Source organism: Cytobacillus purgationiresistens (assembly GCF_030813235.1).
Lineage (GTDB): Bacteria > Bacillota > Bacilli > Bacillales > Cytobacillaceae > Cytobacillus > Cytobacillus purgationiresistens.
Window position 1 is genome coordinate 21,426 of the sequence record NZ_JAUSUB010000042.1, and the last position, 16,724, is coordinate 38,149.

At 41.0% G+C, this 16,724-nt stretch carries 16 protein-coding genes and 3 pseudogenes; 5 read left to right on the forward strand and 14 right to left on the reverse strand.

Annotation, left to right across the window (positions count from 1 at the left end):
* The first annotated feature begins 203 nt into the window (after positions 1-203).
* Positions 204-581 (forward strand): hypothetical protein, encoded by a 378-nt coding sequence (locus J2S17_RS26350; protein WP_307479757.1) that lies wholly within the window; start codon positions 204-206, stop codon positions 579-581.
* A 204-nt stretch (positions 582-785) separates the two neighbouring features.
* Here J2S17_RS26350 and J2S17_RS26355 read toward each other — a convergent pair whose 3' ends face one another.
* From J2S17_RS26355 to J2S17_RS26400, 10 genes and pseudogenes are all read right to left on the reverse strand, one after another.
* Entirely contained in the window at positions 786-1,979 is a 1,194-nt protein-coding gene (locus J2S17_RS26355) for an ABC transporter permease (RefSeq protein WP_307479759.1), read from the reverse strand.
* Positions 1,976-2,668: an ABC transporter ATP-binding protein gene (locus J2S17_RS26360; RefSeq protein ID WP_307479762.1), complete on the reverse strand. Its 693-nt coding sequence runs from the start codon at positions 2,666-2,668 to the stop codon at positions 1,976-1,978. Before J2S17_RS26360 ends, J2S17_RS26355 begins: the two co-directional genes overlap by 4 nt.
* A complete protein-coding gene (locus tag J2S17_RS26365) occupies positions 2,665-3,789 on the reverse strand; it encodes an efflux RND transporter periplasmic adaptor subunit (RefSeq protein WP_307479765.1) in 1,125 nt (374 codons plus the stop codon). Before J2S17_RS26365 ends, J2S17_RS26360 begins: the two co-directional genes overlap by 4 nt.
* Positions 3,790-3,801: 12 nt before the next feature.
* A complete protein-coding gene (gene yknW, locus J2S17_RS26370; protein ID WP_307479768.1) occupies positions 3,802-4,461 on the reverse strand; it encodes a YknW family membrane protein in 660 nt (219 codons plus the stop codon).
* Positions 4,462-4,687: 226 nt separating this feature from the next.
* Positions 4,688-5,974: pseudogene (locus tag J2S17_RS26375) on the reverse strand (FAD-binding oxidoreductase); the annotation flags it as partial.
* 55 nt (positions 5,975-6,029) lie between these two features.
* The gene (locus J2S17_RS26380; RefSeq protein ID WP_307479771.1) at positions 6,030-6,170 is read right to left on the reverse strand and encodes a hypothetical protein; all 141 of its coding nucleotides are present in this window, start codon (positions 6,168-6,170) and stop codon (positions 6,030-6,032) included.
* A 252-nt stretch (positions 6,171-6,422) separates the two neighbouring features.
* Positions 6,423-7,373 (reverse strand): hypothetical protein, encoded by a 951-nt coding sequence (locus tag J2S17_RS26385; protein ID WP_307479774.1) that lies wholly within the window; start codon positions 7,371-7,373, stop codon positions 6,423-6,425.
* A 4-nt stretch (positions 7,374-7,377) separates the two neighbouring features.
* The gene (locus J2S17_RS26390; RefSeq protein ID WP_307479775.1) at positions 7,378-8,454 is read right to left on the reverse strand and encodes a hypothetical protein; all 1,077 of its coding nucleotides are present in this window, start codon (positions 8,452-8,454) and stop codon (positions 7,378-7,380) included.
* Positions 8,451-8,918 carry an anti-sigma factor gene (locus J2S17_RS26395; protein WP_307479777.1) on the reverse strand — a complete coding sequence of 156 codons (468 nt, stop codon included), beginning with the start codon at positions 8,916-8,918 and terminating at the stop codon, positions 8,451-8,453. The genes J2S17_RS26390 and J2S17_RS26395 overlap by 4 nt, the downstream gene beginning before the upstream one ends.
* The gene (locus J2S17_RS26400) at positions 8,915-9,490 is read right to left on the reverse strand and encodes a sigma-70 family RNA polymerase sigma factor (protein ID WP_307479778.1); all 576 of its coding nucleotides are present in this window, start codon (positions 9,488-9,490) and stop codon (positions 8,915-8,917) included. Before J2S17_RS26400 ends, J2S17_RS26395 begins: the two co-directional genes overlap by 4 nt.
* 333 nt (positions 9,491-9,823) lie before the next feature.
* On the opposite strand from J2S17_RS26400, the gene plsY reads away from it, so the two are divergent.
* On the forward strand, positions 9,824-10,447 hold the full coding sequence (plsY, locus tag J2S17_RS26405) for a glycerol-3-phosphate 1-O-acyltransferase PlsY (RefSeq protein WP_307479781.1): 624 nt from the start codon (positions 9,824-9,826) through the stop codon (positions 10,445-10,447).
* A gap of 12 nt (positions 10,448-10,459) precedes the next feature.
* Entirely contained in the window at positions 10,460-11,311 is an 852-nt protein-coding gene (locus tag J2S17_RS26410) for a GNAT family N-acetyltransferase (RefSeq protein WP_307479784.1), read from the forward strand.
* Here J2S17_RS26410 and J2S17_RS26415 read toward each other — a convergent pair.
* The 3 genes and pseudogenes from J2S17_RS26415 to J2S17_RS26425 all read right to left on the reverse strand — a co-directional run bounded on the left by J2S17_RS26415 (position 11,298) and on the right by J2S17_RS26425 (position 13,945).
* Complete coding sequence (locus J2S17_RS26415) at positions 11,298-12,410, reverse strand: alpha-hydroxy-acid oxidizing protein (protein WP_307479787.1); 1,113 nt, start codon at positions 12,408-12,410, stop codon at positions 11,298-11,300. The genes J2S17_RS26410 and J2S17_RS26415 overlap by 14 nt on opposite strands.
* 12 nt (positions 12,411-12,422) lie before the next feature.
* Positions 12,423-13,177 (reverse strand): annotated as a pseudogene (locus J2S17_RS26420) (class I SAM-dependent DNA methyltransferase).
* Positions 13,178-13,189: 12 nt separating this feature from the next.
* Positions 13,190-13,945 (reverse strand): metallophosphoesterase family protein, encoded by a 756-nt coding sequence (locus J2S17_RS26425; protein WP_307479799.1) that lies wholly within the window; start codon positions 13,943-13,945, stop codon positions 13,190-13,192.
* Between the two features lie 196 nt (positions 13,946-14,141).
* Between J2S17_RS26425 and J2S17_RS26430 the strand changes: the two genes are divergently transcribed.
* Positions 14,142-15,068, forward strand: a complete 927-nt coding sequence (locus J2S17_RS26430) for a manganese-dependent inorganic pyrophosphatase (protein ID WP_307479790.1) — start codon at positions 14,142-14,144, stop codon at positions 15,066-15,068.
* Between the two features lie 413 nt (positions 15,069-15,481).
* Complete coding sequence (locus J2S17_RS26435; protein WP_307479792.1) at positions 15,482-15,952, forward strand: DinB family protein; 471 nt, start codon at positions 15,482-15,484, stop codon at positions 15,950-15,952.
* A gap of 132 nt (positions 15,953-16,084) precedes the next feature.
* Here the strand turns inward: J2S17_RS26435 and J2S17_RS26440 are convergent.
* Positions 16,085-16,289: pseudogene (locus J2S17_RS26440) on the reverse strand (DinB family protein); the annotation flags it as partial.
* Between the last annotated feature and the right edge of the window lie 435 nt (positions 16,290-16,724).

Consider the following 16,724-nt stretch of genomic DNA (forward strand, 5'->3'; position numbering starts at 1 on the left):
CTATTACAGATAAAAGCAAAGATTGCTATAATGCTGTAGATCTATAAAATGAGAAATTGCTGACCTCAAACAGATCAAGAAATGAGCAAACTGAATGAATCAGTGAATTTTATTACTTAACACCTGAATAGAATAAAATAAAGAATGGCAAATGATCCTGTTTCTGTTATTGGTTTTATGTGAACTTAAGGAGTAGTGATTGAATGAAAATCCCCAAGTTTCTGTTTCCTTATATTTTTATTTTATTTCTTATCTCTGGTTGCTCAGAACGAACAGTTGAATTTAATGAGTTATACGATGGTGATTTAAGCAAAATAGAAAAGATTACTATTGTTGACGGATCATCGGGATATAGCATAATAATAAATTCCAAAGATGACATATCAGCATTAATAGATGAGCCTAACAGTGCAACCTATACCCTTACTAATATAGATAAAGATGAGATAAATGGAACATTATTTGGAGTGGCCTTCTATGAAAAAGCAAATCATACAGACCCTGTATTTACAATGACAACAAATGTAACTGATCATAAGGTATTTGAATCCAACGCCGACCTTGCAACTATATTTAGTTAGTATTATGAAAAAGGACAAGAAAATAATTAATTCACTCTCGGATAATCCTTTATCCGATCAAATTGCACAATCGGTCTTGTAATTATTTCTAGTAAACTCGGCTTCTTCTCTATGTTACTATCCATCTCGCAATTTCTCCTCCGTATTAACAGTAATAAAAATTCGAAAAAGAAGTGTGAGCATCATCCCCACACTTCCCTTCAACTATTCATAACGCAACGCTTCAATCGGATCAAGCTTCGAGGCCTTGCTTGCCGGCAATATCCCAAATACGACTCCTATCAGCATAGAGAACAGCATACCGCCTAATACGACCTGCCAAGAAATTAATGATGGCCAGCCGGCAAAGATGGAAATGAGCGAGGTCACACCCCAGCCCATCAGGATGCCTGCGATCCCACCGATCAGGGTTAATGTAACAGACTCGATGAGAAATTGTGTGAGCACTTGGGATCTAGTTGCGCCAAGCGCCTTCCTGATACCAATTTCTCTCGTTCTTTCTGTCACTGAGACGAGCATGATGTTCATGACGCCTATCCCTCCAACGAATAGAGAGATTCCAGCGATGCTGCTAATAATGAGGGTCATGATCTTCGTTATTTGACCAATTCCTGCCGCGATTTCTTCCATATTAATAACCTGGTAGGACTCCTCGGTATTATGCCTCTGATTCATGAGGCCGGCGGCTTTCTTGCCGACTACCTGAAGCTGATCGGCAGAATCTGCCTGCAGGGTCACTTGTGAAATCTTGCTGCTGCCATAGATAGTTAGCCATGTTTCACTTGGAATATAAACCTCTAGTGAACCAAATGAGAAGATCCCCGTCGGCTTATCCAGCACGCCTATGATTTCAACAGGCTGGTAGCCAATTCTGATGATTTCACCAATTGCCGATTTTTCCGGGAATAGCTCTTCCTGAAGAGAGAAACTGACGACTGCCACCCTGCGTCCGCCAAGAAAATCAGCAGAGGAAAAGGATCTGCCTGTTTCTGTATCGAGGCTATTCAATTCAAAATAGGCTGAGTTAATTCCCATTATAGTGCTGTCAGCTTTTTCTTCTAAATAGCCGACTTGGCCAAATTCCATGCTGGAAGCGACGACTCTTTTAATTTCAGGGATTTGTTCGATGGCGCGAATATCCTCTTGTGAGAAAGCTGATTCATTAAAAACATTCGGATTTGCCATGATTTCTTCCTCTGACGGCTGATAGAATAACTCCACCGTGTTGCCCGGCCCTGTGAGCTGAGACTTCAGCATGGCTTCTCCGCCTTGTCCAATCGCTACAACAATAATGACAGAGCCGACACCAATAATGATGCCAATCATCGTCAGAATTGATCTCATTTTATGCGCCCTTATCGAGCTTAAAGCCATTTTCAAGCTTTCAATAAAACTCATATGGATTGCCCCCTGTCACCATGGGCAGAGGATACGATGATGCCATCTCTGACAAAGATCGTTTTTCGTGCATATTCAGCAATTTCCGGTTCGTGGGTAACGATGATAATCGTTGCCCCTTCTTTATTCAGCTGGAGAAATAGCTCCATGATGGTCTCGCTTGTTTTCGTATCAAGGGCACCGGTTGGTTCGTCCGCTAATATCAGCTTCGGTTCGTTGACAATCGCACGGGCAATGGCTACACGCTGCTTCTGGCCACCAGACAGGGCATTGGGCAGCTGATCCATGCGATCTTCTAATCCAACCTTAATTAAAGCTCTCCTTGCCCTTTCAATTCGCTCTTTCTTAGGAACGCCGCTGTAAATCATCGGCAGCTCCACGTTTTTAAGAGCGGTTAATCTGGGCAGTAAATGAAACTGCTGAAATACAAAGCCAATCGACTGATTTCTTACACGGGCAAGGTCGATATCCTTATATTGAGAGATATCCTCTCCAGATAATTTATATGTACCGCTCGTCGGCTGATCGAGACAGCCAATCAGATTCATTAGCGTCGATTTCCCTGACCCGGAAGGACCCATAATAGCAATGGACTCCCCCTGTTCAATGGTCAAATCGATATTTTTCAGAATATCGACCATTTCCTTACCAATTTGATAGGATTTAGTGATTTGCTTCAGCTCAATCATTTTGCATTCACTTCCATACCATCCTGAAGTGAATCAGATGGATTGGCTATTACTTGATCACCCTCAGCTAGTCCGCTTAGAACCTCCATCTTACTTCCTGATGCAATGCCGATTTCAACTTCATGCTTCACACTTTTTCCATCCTTTAAAAGGAAAACATAGCTGGCAGCGTCATCAGTTAATACTGCTTCTGCAGGAATCGTCAACGCTGATTTACGGCTTGTTTCAATTTCCACAATCAATTGAAACCCTGGCTTTAAGCTAGAAATATCATCTTTAATATCAACGAGGATGCCGTATTGAGCTGCACGCAATTCACCAGGATTGACCGGCTGGCTTTCATCTGGCGTAAAGCTGATTTGGCTGACCTCACCCTTCCATTCCTTATCAGGAAGGACATCGGATTTCAATACAGCCGTCATACCTTTTTCAACCTTTAACGTGTCATACTCAGATAAAGTACCTCTAGCGACCTTTTCATCAAGATTCCCAATATGGATGATAGGCGCTTGCTGTGCTAATGGATCAGACGACTTCATCTCATTGATTTGCAGCACTTTGCCATTCATAGTGCTCTTTACCGCTAATTGTTCCATGCGCTGCTCAATTTCCTTTTTCTCCAGAAGCAATTGATGGACATCAAGATTAGCCATCCTCTTATCCATTGTGAGTTGATCTCTTTCAGGGTCGATCTGCTTCTTCGCTTCTTTCTTGCCTATTTGCTTGCGGAGATCCTCTTCCTGCTCCTGCAAATTGGTCAAGCTCTTTTCTACTTGGTTGATTCTTAAGTAGCCAGATTCTATCTGCAGATTGATTCTTTCAAGTTCCATGGCAACGCTTTTTTCATTGTACTTTGCTAATATGGTCCCTTCCTCAACTGCTTCACCTTCTTCAACCAGCACTTCTTCTATTTCTCCTTGTTCCATGCTTGTGAAGATTTTCTGCTCATTTTTCAATGACAAAGTCCCAGGAATCATTAAATAGTCCGTGATTTCCTCTTTTTCAGGTTGAACAACAGTTACAGAAGGGCCTTTGGCAAATGCCTGGCGATAGACGCTGACACCTGCCATTACCAGAATAAGTAATCCGACACCTACTGCGACCCAAACTTTTTTATTCATTCATTTACTCCATCACATCGCTGGTGCGGCTAACGCACTTAATAATGCAAGGCCGATTCCAACCAAGAAAAATACGATGGCAATGATCCATGCTACAGTTTTCGATAGACCAGCAACTCGGTTTAAACCAATCGCTATTAAAATGGTCTGCCAAATTGAAAAGACTTCTATGTGATTCAAAATGCTAGATGGCCCGGCATTTAACAACCCTGCCAAGCTTGTAATAAATACATCCGAGTTCCCCCCAATTAATGCCGCAAATCCTGAATTAATGACTAGACCAAGAGCTCCGATGATCAATATATATGTATTCATCGAGAATAACTGTCTAAATGTCACATCGGAACTAGCAATCTTACAAATTAACAAATAAATGGCGCTGGAAATGAGTACTGTGATAATTGGTGTAATAATACCAGTAATAGCCATTGTAATTCTTGCGAAGCCTAACACTAGTAAGGTTTCTTCTTCACTAAGGTCACCTAATTCAAAAAAACTCGCGTCCATTGTAAAAGCCATTAGTATCATTCCAAAAGAAAAAAGCAAACTAACTAATAATAGCGGTACCCATATTTTCGGATTTTGCTTGATTCGATCAAATTGTTCAGTAGGACTCCAAATCATCCCTAATAAACTTGGTTTTGCTGGCTTACTGCTTATTTCGTTTTCCATATACTTAACTCTCCTATTCATGTTTGATAGTTAAATATACGTGGGCAGTTGGGAAAAGTTTCATAAAAAGGGTAAATTATATTTATGAAAGACAATAATCTTAATTTCAAAGTGATTGCAACCTTCTTTGAAACGAAATGATGACAGAATAAATGCAACATCCTTTCCCCGAAAGTAAAAAAAGCCGATCTTCTTTAAGATGGGCTCCACCATATAATTCTCGTCTTTATATCCATTTTGTAAATGGAGGAATGCTTTGCGGAAATTCAAACAGATTGAATGGATCATATGCCTTTTTCACCGCTCGAAGACGGTTGAGATTCTCTCCATAGTACGCCGTTGGCCAATCTCTAATGAGCCGATCGGACCAATTTACATAGTCGCCGGTGGTGTGCCTTGATAAGGCACGCCTCAATTCCTCTATCCAGCGGATGTTTCGTCGTTCTTCTGCTGGATTGTCCCATGTAGCTAGATATTCCTGGGCGATGATCGTATCCCTATAATAGAAAGCTGTTTCAGTTGGACCAATCCGGCCTGCTGCTCCTCCAAGAGACTGATGCCATATGCCGGATTTTTCATTTGGCGCGTTTTCTAGAAATTGTTTCATTGTTAAGATGGCGTTGGATGAAAAAGGCTTATCTAGGAAAGAGCCTGATCTTTTACGGTATGCGGCCTGGTTTCCGCTTGGGTCGTCAAAGAAGCGAACAGCTTGGATATACGGCACTTCTTTTATCAATACTTTTACGGGTGAACCAGTGTCTGTTAGTGGCCGAAGTAGTGCCTTTAACTTGGTTGACGGTCCGACAAATTCACCTTGAGCGATGATTTGATTGGCTTCTTTTGCTTTTAATTCAATTTCTGAAGTGAGGCGGTCACTTGTATTCGGCGCCCACTTCTGCCATGCGTCGAAAGCTGCTTCGAAATCATCCCATCTCCATATGATAGAGAATACCGAAACTTTAGAAATGGGATGGACCTTGAATGTAAGGGACGTGACAATCCCAAAGTTCCCTCCGCCCCCTCCACAGCAAGCCCAAAATAGCTCACTATTATGATTTTTATTTGCCTTAACCAATTTCGCATCACTATGACCTTCCGCAATGACCATCTCAACCTCAAGCAGGTTGTCACAGGTTAGTCCAAACCATCGTGATAACATCCCAATTCCCCCGCCGAGCGTAAGTCCGACTAGACCTACACTGCTCTCCGTTCCTCCGGGGATCGTCGTGCCGTCTTTCCATAATTCGTTATATACTTGCCCTAAATTAGCTCCTGCTTCTATTTTCGCTGTCATGCCTTTACGGTTGACAGTTATTTCATGCATCTCGCTGACATCAATAATCAGACCGCCATTTACAAGCGAGAAATTCTCATAGCTGTGCCGACCGCTCCTCACTCGGAATGGAATGCGGTTCTCTCTCACCCACTTTAATGCATTTAACACCTCACCTGTATTCTGACAAAATACAATGATTCTTGGGAACTTGGGGACGCTTAAATTATTATTTATTCTGCGATTAGAACATATATTCCGAGTTTTTCTCCTGAATCATGTTCCAATATCGCGATTAGAACATATATTGCAGGTTTTTCACCTGAATCACTAATATCGCGATTAGAACATAAATTACAGGTTTTTTTCCTGAATCATGTTCCAATGTCGCGATTAGAACATATATTGCAGGCTTTTCACCTGAATCATGTTCCAATGTCGCGATTAGAACATAAATTACAGGTTTTTTACCTGAATCATGTTCTGCTCATAATCTGCATCATCAGGCGTAACAATTCGCCCGGTAAGCTCTGTCTTTTCAAAAGATAACCCCTTTCTCTGATGTTGTACAAGGATTGTTATATGCTATGAAAAACTTTGGAAAAAGGACACAGTGGAATGGTCGAAAGAATAGGCGAACATTCCGCAACAAAAAAAGCCCTAATCCATAGGATCAAGGCTCCCTAAATCAATGCACTGTCTTTAAACTTACTTCCGAGCTGTTTGTTACGTGAATTTGATGCTTACCGTCGCCATTTTTAAAAATGGCTTCCTCTATACCTGTATTTGGTTCTTCATAATATCCATCATCGTCGACAGCTTCCGTTTTTTGCTTCTTCTTAATCTGCCAGCCGTCTTGATTTCCTTCGATATAATCAATGTTTGCTGCCACAATTTTTACATTGCTATTTGCTTCTAATTGAATGTTCGTGTTTGAACTCTTATCAATGGACCAGTCGCTCATTAACTCGCGCGGTTTTAATGTAATGGCATTATGATTGCCAATGACTTCGAGCTTAACATCCTGCGGTATGAGAACGACTGCAGACATCATTCCATAGTAATCAAACATTCCAGTCGCTTCATTTGGCAGACCTTTTAGGGTCACATATAGTGTATCACCCTTCACATTCGTGTTCACATAATCCTCGGGTGCTGTGATGAGCTTCTCATTTTTCGCCGTTGCTGCTCTATAGGTTCCAAATAATGAGACCTCGCTTGCATTGGTTCCTTCTATCGTTAACGGGTTATTTCCGGAGTCAATCACAATCCGCTTAATATCCTCTTTTAAAGCTTGCTCGAATGCCGGCAGATCATAGGTTCGATCTTCTTTATCAATTGCCACAGCAACTCGATCCACAACACCGATTGAGCTTAGAAGAGCAAAGCCTATCCCTATTGTCCCTAAGAATCCTACGATGAGAATACTTAAGATATCATATTTCAAATATGGCTTTTCCTGTTTTGAAAAAAAGAGGAATAGCAATATCTCAATACCTAATACGACTAAAATAATTGGCCACCATGACATCAAAATATGGCTGATCTCCATGCCGGCAATTTGTGATAATAACAGATATATTCCGAGAAGAAGCAATGACGCTCCCATCGAAAACGTTCCAACTCTCCATGTTCTCATATTCTCACTCTCCCTCGGCTTTCTTTACATTCTTATTTTTATTGCCGCCCAGCAGCTTTAAGCCTCCGCCAATCAGAAGAATGCAGACGATTCCTGTTTGGAAGTATCGGTCGAACCAATACCATAAATCGATGTTGATCATGTTGGATAGCATGGGGGATACGGATGGCAAAATGATGCTTGTTGTCATGTAATATAGTCCGATTAGAACAAGTCCGATGCCAATCCATCTCTGATGATTAATGAAGTAGGCGATAATTGGTACATCCTCCAGCTCTTCTTCTCCGTATCTTGACGCCTTTTGCAGCCCATCAAAGAAGCTGTAGAACCAAATAATCGGGATCAAGAACAAGAAAATACCGAGTCTTAGAACGTCCAATATATAGATGGAGAATAGAAACGCTGCCATCAATTGAATTCCGCGGCGCTGCAACCCCAAATATAAGTGGCCTGCTCCAGGGAATGTCGATAAAATGGTGGCAATGGTTTTGCTCTTCTTGCCATCCTCGCGATGCTTTTCAAAATCCTCCAGAATCGTGCGATCGACAAGCTCTTCTCCGCGCTGCTTCTTATTTAATTGCTGCGTCGCATCGAAAAAGCTATATACCCATATGACTGGGAACAATAGAAGAAATACAAGAAACTCTCCGCGATTTGTCATGACGGCTATGAAAGTTACCATAATGCCCAATCCAAGAGAAGCAGCGAGGAAGGTCAGTCCGCGATTCATTAAACCTAAGTGGAAGTGGCCAACACCCGGTATAAATGATAACAGAATGGTTCTGAATCTTTCATAGTCCAGCTCTACTGTTTTATTCTCTTCAATTAACGGCTGTTTCCCTTTTAGCAGCTTGGAGGCAGTGATGCCCGTATCAACCAAGTTGACAATATATAGGAAAACTCCAGCGAACACAATTACCATTACCTCGCCGCCAACCCCTACTGATATCATAAAAAACGTAAGAGCAATCAGGAAAAACTCCCCTAGCATATAGGCTAGACCTCGAAAGGCTTTTCCTAAATACAGCAATCCTCCGCCTGGAAAAAAGCCTAGTAAAAATGCGATAATCGGATTTTTCATTCTTTGTTATCCTCCTTATTATTCCTTTCGAAAGAATCCATCCAGGCAAAGGTTTTATCAACGATTCCCTCAGTCATAGACGTCTCTTTTTCCTTAAACCCTTGGCTCTCAACACCGCCAGCATATTGGGTCAATGACTGGAAAACCCCAGTCGACATTAAAATCAGTGTCATAGCAGCTGCTATACCATAATGAAAGATTGATTTTTGATAGAAAGCTGACCGTCTCTCCACTCTTGCTTCAGGTACCGGCGCTTCTTTCTGGCTTTTAATTTGCGCCATGACTGAATCAGTGAAGTTTGGCTCATTTTCTATGATTGGAAGGTCGTCTTCCTCAACGGCCATCAAGTAGAGGTCCAAGCATTGGTCACAGCTGTAAAGATGATCCTCATAGGTCTCACGGACTTCATCTTCTAATTCATTTTTTACGTATGTCTGCCACTCTTCATAAGAATAATGTTTCATGAAAAATCGTCCTCCTTCCAATGCTTCTTCATCCACTGACGCGCCCTGTATAATTTCGTTTCAATTGTTTTCACCTGAACATTTTGTTCTTCTGCCATTTGCTGATAGCTTTTTTCTTTAATATAGAAATCATATATGACAATGCGATAATTGTCAGGCATTTCATTCAGACGCTGGCGCACGAGCTCGCGTCTTTCACGGCTCAATATTTTTGCCTCAATGTTTTCATTTTGAGGTGCAATAGAATCGTAGTCAACAGATTCCATGATATCTTCGCGCCTGCGGTCACGTTTTCTTTTCATATCAATCGCGTGATTGACGGCAATTCTAGTCATCCATGTTTTTAAACCTTGATTCTCATATTTGGGGAGAGAGTGATAGATCTTTAAAAACACTTCTTGTGCGGCATCTTCCGCTTCCTTCTGATCTCTCAGTACCGCATAAATTGTCCGGAACAAATCATTGCGGTACTTTTCAACCAAAAGCCGAAAAGCGTGGTCATTGCCGCTTAATACTTTTTGGATAAGAACTTGGTCGCTAATCTCTCTCTCCCCCTTTCTGCCAGCTTCCACCCTAATAGACGAAAGTTATAGAACAATCCCTACACGTTTTTTTAAAAAAAGTTTTTATTGTTGGCTTTTTATTTAAACGCTGCTGGTTATCGTCTTAGCTGCTGAGCAAATAAAGTATGTTTGTCCAGTTGATAACAGCTCTAGTAAAGCATTTTATGAAGTAATTATCAAAAGAAGGTTTTAGGAGTGTAGGTGTTCCTGTTGCTTCCCTTATGTAATAAATAGAAACTTGCCATCCGTTTTTTAAAAATAAAAGCATATATTCTGCTCGTCCGCTATATGGTAAAATAAGTTAGGTTATTTATTCTGAAAATTAATAAAAAGGAGTACTATATGGACTTATATATTTATTTTGCCGCATATTTAATAGGCTCTATTCCTACCGCATTACTTATTGGGAAGTATTTTTTTCATATTGATATTCGCCAGCATGGAAGTAATAACCCGGGCGCGACGAATACGCTGAGAGTGTTAGGAAAGCGAGCTGCGATTGTTGTGCTGATTATTGATATTGGCAAAGGAGCGCTGGCTGCTTCTCTTCCGATTATTATTGGAACTGGTCATGACCTGCTTGCTGTCGGTTTGGTTGCTGTGATCGGTCATTGCTTCCCGATTTTTGCGGGATTCCGTGGTGGAAAGGCGATTGCGACAACCGCAGGTGTTTTACTAGTTGCTAATGTTTGGCTGTTCCTCATTGCCTATATCGCATTCGTGACCGTTATCTACTTTACAAAATACGTATATTTCGGGTCGATTTCGGTAGGCATTTCTTTACTTATCTATTCCTTAATAAAACCAGGCAGCGATAATGAAATCATCTTTATAGTGTTTTTATTACTATTAGTCTTCCTACATCGCTCTAATATTAAAAACCATCTCAATCATATCGAGCCGAAGATTAATGATAAAAATCTGCAGGATGATCGCATTCCGCCTAAAAATACGAAACAAGCTTAGGGGGCGAATACGTTGACACAGACAAAAGACCTTGCTCACTTTCTCGCTAAAATGAACCAGCAGAAGCAGCACCATATTGGCTATTGCGGAGACAATGAAGCAGAGATCATGGATACATTGCTTCATGATTTTTCTGAGCTGCCACTTGGAGAATCCTTTTTTACAGCTTATGAAAAGGGGAAATTGATTGGGGCTATCGGGTTGGATATAGACCTGGAGGAGAAGAGCGCTGAGGTATGGGGACCATTTACAGACAATAAGGAAACCCTGGATTCCCTTTGGAACAGAATATGTTTGCACCACGACTCTACACTTAATAAGGTTTATTTTTTTATCAACGAGGAAAATAACCAAGCTCTAACCTTTATGAAAAAAATTAACGCTGAACATAAGAGCCAACATTATATTCTAAAAGCAGAAAAAGGCGAAAATAACGAAACGCATCTCGTCATTCCCTACGCTCATCATTATCAGGAAGCCTTCAGCAGATTACATGAGCAAGCTTTTCCAAATACTTATTATTCAGCAAACGAAATTCTAGATAAACTGAACGAATACAACCAACTGCTCTTGGTTCCTGCTGAGGATGAACAAATTAAAGGCTATGTCTATATAGAAGCTCTGCCTGACCATGGAGAAGGGAATATCGAATTCATATCCGCTTCTCCTAGGTTCAGAAGACAGGGTATTGGCACGCTTCTTCTTAAAGCTGCATTATCAGCGCTTTTTCAACACAAGGAAATCTTGACTGTTTCTCTATGTGTTGGTGCTGATAACCAGATGGCGCTATCTCTGTACAAAGCGGCAGGATTTAAAATTGCCCATGAGCTGCAGCTGTTTGAAGGCAAGATTATTCACGTATAAGCTTAATGCTTGGCAGGTCACATACCTTTGAAATGCCCGCTAATGACATGGTGATTTTCGTTTCTTCGATAAAGTTTTCCAATATCTTTTCTACACCGGTCTGCCCGCCGACTGCTAAGCCATAAATAAACGGACGGCCAATGAACACAGCCTTCGCACCTAAAGCGAGGGCTTTTACCACATCTGTCCCACGGCGGATGCCGCTATCGAACAGCACCGGAATCGCTCCATCTACCTCAGTCACAATCGACGGCAGGGCATCAATTGCGCTAATGATGCCATCAAGCTGTCTGCCTCCATGGTTAGAAACGATGATTCCATCCACACCATTTTCAACCGCAAGCTTCGCGTCTTCCGGATGCAGGATTCCTTTAATATAAATAGGAAGCTTGGTCCGCTTCTTCAATTCAGCGACATGGCTCCAGTTAAGGTTAGGATAATGGATGTTCTCCAGCAGCGATTGGATAACCGCTTCGTTCTCATGATTATCTAAAGCAGCCATGAAAGCCGGATCATTCTCATAATTCGCTTTACCAAACCCTAGCTTTAACGGAGAAAAGTCAGCGGCAATATCAGTCTCCCTCCAGCCTGTCATGACTGTGTCAACGGTTAACACAATCGCCTCGTAGCCTGCCTGCTCCGCACGATTCACCATGCTAAATGTAACTTGTTCATTTCTTGACCAATAGAGTTGAAACCATTTGGGGCTGCTATTTGTACCTGCCTTTATCTCTTCGATCGAATAGCTTGATACAGTGCTTTGGACAAACGGAACACCAATTGCGGCCGCTGCACGAGCTGAAGCTAGTTCCCCCTCTTCATGAGTCAATTTCTGCATTCCCACAGGCGCTAGAAAAACGGGGAACGGATACGTCCGTCCACCAATCGTCACACTCATATCCACATCAGCTACATCGCGCAGCATCCGTGGAACAATGGATAGCTTCTCAAAGCCCTGCGCATTTTTTTGTAAAGTTTCTTCATGGCTGGCACCTGAACGAACATAACCATAGCCGCCTTCTGACATTTTCATCTTCGCCTCTTGCTCTAAAGCAGCAAAGGATACAGGGAAACTTTTTGCGTTCAATTCTACACTCATCTGTCTATCTCCTTATGATCTATCAAACTCACATACCGGCTTTTCGCATGAAAATAGTAAAAACAGCGGCATACGCTTTCTTCTTTCATATTCCTCTCGAGAAGGAAAGTTCTTTTCATCAGGAGTCGCTTCACTTAGTTCATTGATGATAAAGCCTGTATCTTTTAAAATCATAAAATACTCTTCGATTGTGCGGTGGTACTTTATAACCTGTTCCTCAATCCAAGGCTCTATTCTTTTACCCTTTTGAAAATAATCATCAACCACCCAATCGGCGCGCTTTGCTCCGCTGCTTTTAAAAGAGCTCGTAATCACCGGATGCTGTACACTAAAGACAAATTTGCCGCCTGAATGCAAACTGTTGTAAATATTCTCGCAAATTTGACGGAAATCTTCAAGATAGTGAAGCACTAACTGTGAAACAATCATGTGGTAATTACTCACTGAAAAGGAGTAAAGCTCTAATGCACTATGAATGATTTGACTATTTTTCCAAGCTTGCAAATTCAACTCTGCCTGTTCAATCATTTTCTTCGATCCATCGACTCCTGTATAAGAGCCTACGTGACGGTTGCTAAGCAGCCCTTTACCTAATGAAGCATCTCCACATCCTAATCTAAAATGTCTTTGTCCACCAGATCACCGATCATTTTTAACATGACTGGCTTTTCAATGATCTTATTGGGACTTTCCTCACGATGCCTTCTTTTCATATAGTTACGGAAAAATTGATCATCCTCATAAGCAGCAGAGCCTTTTAATTCCATGTCCTATTCCTCCTATTCAGCTTTTGCCGGTATCCCTCTATACTTTGCCTCTCGGAGCTCTAATGCATAGGCCTCCACATTCGGCATCTCCATTTCCTCAGCAATGGCAATTTCCTTCTCAATGTCATAGGGCACCCTGACAATTTCAATTGAAAAAGGTGCAGGGTCTTTAGATAGGTACTCACCATGCAGGATCGCATAGGTAGCTTGCGGAATATCTAGTGAGTTGCCAACACTGCCGCAGTTAAATAACGTCTTCTGCGGGTATACTGGCTCAATAAGGGCAGCATGAATATCGCCAAATCCAACGACATCCGGAGTTTTCCCAGCTTCTAACGGCGTGATGTTCTCCGTATTCTCAAACATCGCTAGCTTCTCTTCATAGGGTGCTCTGAGTGGAAATACACGATGATAGATGCTCTTAGCTGAGGCATGAAATAGACGAATATATCTCCCGCTCATATAGAAATCATAATGAAAGGTTAAAGTATGTAAGTAAGCTAATGGTTCGCCTTCAAGCTGAGCCTGATGCCATTTCACTTCTTCAAATTCGACCGGCTTTTGGATGAAATCATCCCAATTGCCAAGGATGACGATTTCACAAGTCTCCTCAATTTTTTTCACTACCTCGGCACCTCTTGGACCCTTGCCAATTAAATCTCCTAAACAAAAAATCCGATCAATTCCACGGTCTTGCGCATGAGCTAACACTGCCTCAAGAGCTGTCATATTTCCGTGAATATCAGATATGATTGCAATCGCCATGATGACATCCCCCTTTTTATCTAATTACATTCTCCAGACTTTTGCACTTCCCTGCTATTTTTCCCAAAAAGCAATTTTCCACGAAAAGTCAAGTTGATTTTTTCTTTATTCCCGATTACAGTAAATATATATGGTAAAATAACAACTGGGATTTTATAAAAATAACAGTTAATATTCTATACAATCAAGGAGACTAACAATGTCAAAAGTATTTATATTTGGTCACAAGAACCCTGACACCGACACTATCTGTTCTGCAATCGCATATGCAGATCTAAAAAAAGAGCTTGGTGTAGATGCTGAACCTATCCGCTTAGGTGAAATCAATTCAGAAACACAATATGCACTGGATACTTTCAAAGCTGAGGCACCTCGTTTAGTTGAGGCAGTTTCAAAAGAAGTAAAAGAAGTCATCTTAGTGGATCATAACGAATTCCAGCAAAGTGCAGATGATATTAAAGACGTTCAAATTCTTGAAGTTATTGATCACCATCGCATTGCTAACTTCGAAACAAGCGACCCTTTATATTACCGTGCAGAACCCGTTGGCTGTACAGCAACAATTTTGAACAAAATGTACAAAGAAAACGGCATTGAGATTAAGAAGGAAATCGCTGGATTAATGCTATCAGCTATCATTTCCGACTCATTGCTATTCAAATCTCCTACTTGCACAGATCAAGATGTAAAAGCAGCGGAAGAGCTAGCTGCCATCGCTGGTGTGAACGCAGAGGAATACGGTCTTGAAATGCTTAAAGCTGGAGCTGATTTAAGCGACAAAACCATTGATCAGCTGATTTCTCTAGATGCGAAGGAATTCCAATTAGGCGACTATAAAGCCTACATCGCACAAGTAAATGCTGTTGATTTAAACGAAGTCTTAAATCGCCGCGCAGAGCTTGATGCTAAGATTGCATCAACTATCGTAGAGAAGGAATTAGACCTTTTCCTATTTGTCCTAACGGATATCTTAAACAACGATTCAGTTGGCATCGCCCTAGGTGCTCAAGCACCAGCAATAGAAAAAGCGTTTAATGTAAAGCTTGAAAACAATCAAGCATTACTTAAGGGCGTTGTTTCACGGAAAAAACAAATCGTCCCGCCACTTACAAACGTATTGGCATAATATATGGAGAAGAGGCGCTTTTATTAGCGTCTTTTTTTCGTTTTCGCATGATGAAAGGTGTTCCCTGCTTCGCCACCTTGTTACTATACAAGGACAAAATTTACTTTTTTTGGAGGAAAGAATTAAAGACTTACCACATGTAGCAAGTCTTTTGATGTTGAGTATATCTTGAAACCGCAAGAACAATCCCTCGCCTGATTTTTTACTGTTAATCTTCAATTAAAACGGCTCCATTTTTTTCAATGTTCGAGATAGCACTCCCACTTCTTCAACTCAAGACCCCGGTCACAAAGCATAAAACTTGATACAAATCCAGTTAACATCAAGCTAATATCAGGAAGTTTCAACTATATTCTTTTCAGATTTTCACTGGTATACTATGGGTGAATTTGTTAATGAGAGGGGAGAAAAAGATGAATCAACTTGTATTTAAGCAATTTGAGATGACAAGAGATTACTTCACCAAGATTGTAGAGTCCGTTTCTAAGGAACAAACTGATGTGCAGCCAGATGGTTTTAATAACACAATTCATTGGCATACAGGTCATGTTTTAACAATTACTGAACAAACTATGTTTGGTTTCCCACATGCAACAACTCACCTTCCCACGAATTATATGGAATGGTTCGGGTATGGTACAAAACCAGCTGATTGGACAGGGAATATACCTGCTATGGATCAGCTCATCGGACAGCTTAAAGATCAATTAACTCGTTTAAAGCAAATTCCTGCTGAACAGCTAGATCAAGATTTGGATACACCATTCCTAGGTTGTAAGACGGTTGGAGAACTTGCAGGTTTAGCGTTAATGCATGAAGCGACTCATATGGGGCAAATTCAGGCAATGAAGCGTATAATGGAACATGTAAGTGTTAAAAACTGAAGAGAGCCTGCTGACAAAATGGGAAAGGAGCTGCTACTCCTTTCCCATTTTATTTTCATATAAACTTCACTTCCATTTTATCATCCGTGGTACTAAAAAATATATTCGTCCCCTTACCAACTAATCATGAGTTTAGGGTATGACTAGGTAAAAACCATGATCTTGCATCACGGAGGTATGTCCCATTTGCCGCAGCACGGTAGCTATATTGCCACGATGATAAGTTTTCCGTGAGTGACAACATGCAGCACCCAATCAGATCAGAAGTTTTAAATGACCCAGCATAAGGGTTATCAACCATGATTACCCTTTCAATATCTTCCTCGCTGTTCAGAAGTTAGCTGTAAAAGAAAATTGCCGATATAATCGCATTTTCGCTGATAAAATCGAAAAGTCGCTGATTTAACGAGATGATCGCCGATAAATTAAAAAAGTCGCTGATTTAGTTTCAGTTGGTAAATTAGTATGCGATTTTAACAAAAAAAAAGCGGGCATATTTATAGAAAGTAGCGAGTTTTTAGCTGTAAAAGAAAATTGCCGATATAATCGCTGATTTAGTTTCAGTTGGTAAATTAGTATGCGATTTTAACCAAAAATAGAGCGGGCATATTTATAGAAGGGAGCGAGTTTTTAGCTGTAAAAGAAAATTGCCGATATAATCGCATTATCGCTGATGTAATCGAAAAGTCGCTGATTTAACGAGATGATCGCCGATAAATTAAAAAAGTCGCTGATTTAGTTTCAGTTGGTAAATTAGTATGCGATTTTAACA

Bases quoted from the DNA above. Each gene is read 5' to 3' on its own strand.
- J2S17_RS26350 (WP_307479757.1), top strand. From the start codon at position 204: ATGAAAATCCCCAAGTTTCTGTTTCCTTATATTTTTATTTTATTTCTT.
- J2S17_RS26355 (WP_307479759.1), bottom strand. From the start codon at position 1,979: ATGAGTTTTATTGAAAGCTTGAAAATGGCTTTAAGCTCGATAAGGGCG.
- J2S17_RS26360 (WP_307479762.1), bottom strand. From the start codon at position 2,668: ATGATTGAGCTGAAGCAAATCACTAAATCCTATCAAATTGGTAAGGAA.
- J2S17_RS26365 (WP_307479765.1), bottom strand. From the start codon at position 3,789: ATGAATAAAAAAGTTTGGGTCGCAGTAGGTGTCGGATTACTTATTCTG.
- yknW (WP_307479768.1), bottom strand. From the start codon at position 4,461: ATGGAAAACGAAATAAGCAGTAAGCCAGCAAAACCAAGTTTATTAGGG.
- J2S17_RS26385 (WP_307479774.1), bottom strand. From the start codon at position 7,373: ATGAGAACATGGAGAGTTGGAACGTTTTCGATGGGAGCGTCATTGCTT.
- J2S17_RS26390 (WP_307479775.1), bottom strand. From the start codon at position 8,454: ATGAAAAATCCGATTATCGCATTTTTACTAGGCTTTTTTCCAGGCGGA.
- J2S17_RS26395 (WP_307479777.1), bottom strand. From the start codon at position 8,918: ATGAAACATTATTCTTATGAAGAGTGGCAGACATACGTAAAAAATGAA.
- plsY (WP_307479781.1), top strand. From the start codon at position 9,824: ATGGACTTATATATTTATTTTGCCGCATATTTAATAGGCTCTATTCCT.
- J2S17_RS26415 (WP_307479787.1), bottom strand. From the start codon at position 12,410: ATGAGTGTAGAATTGAACGCAAAAAGTTTCCCTGTATCCTTTGCTGCT.
- J2S17_RS26430 (WP_307479790.1), top strand. From the start codon at position 14,142: ATGTCAAAAGTATTTATATTTGGTCACAAGAACCCTGACACCGACACT.
- J2S17_RS26435 (WP_307479792.1), top strand. From the start codon at position 15,482: ATGAATCAACTTGTATTTAAGCAATTTGAGATGACAAGAGATTACTTC.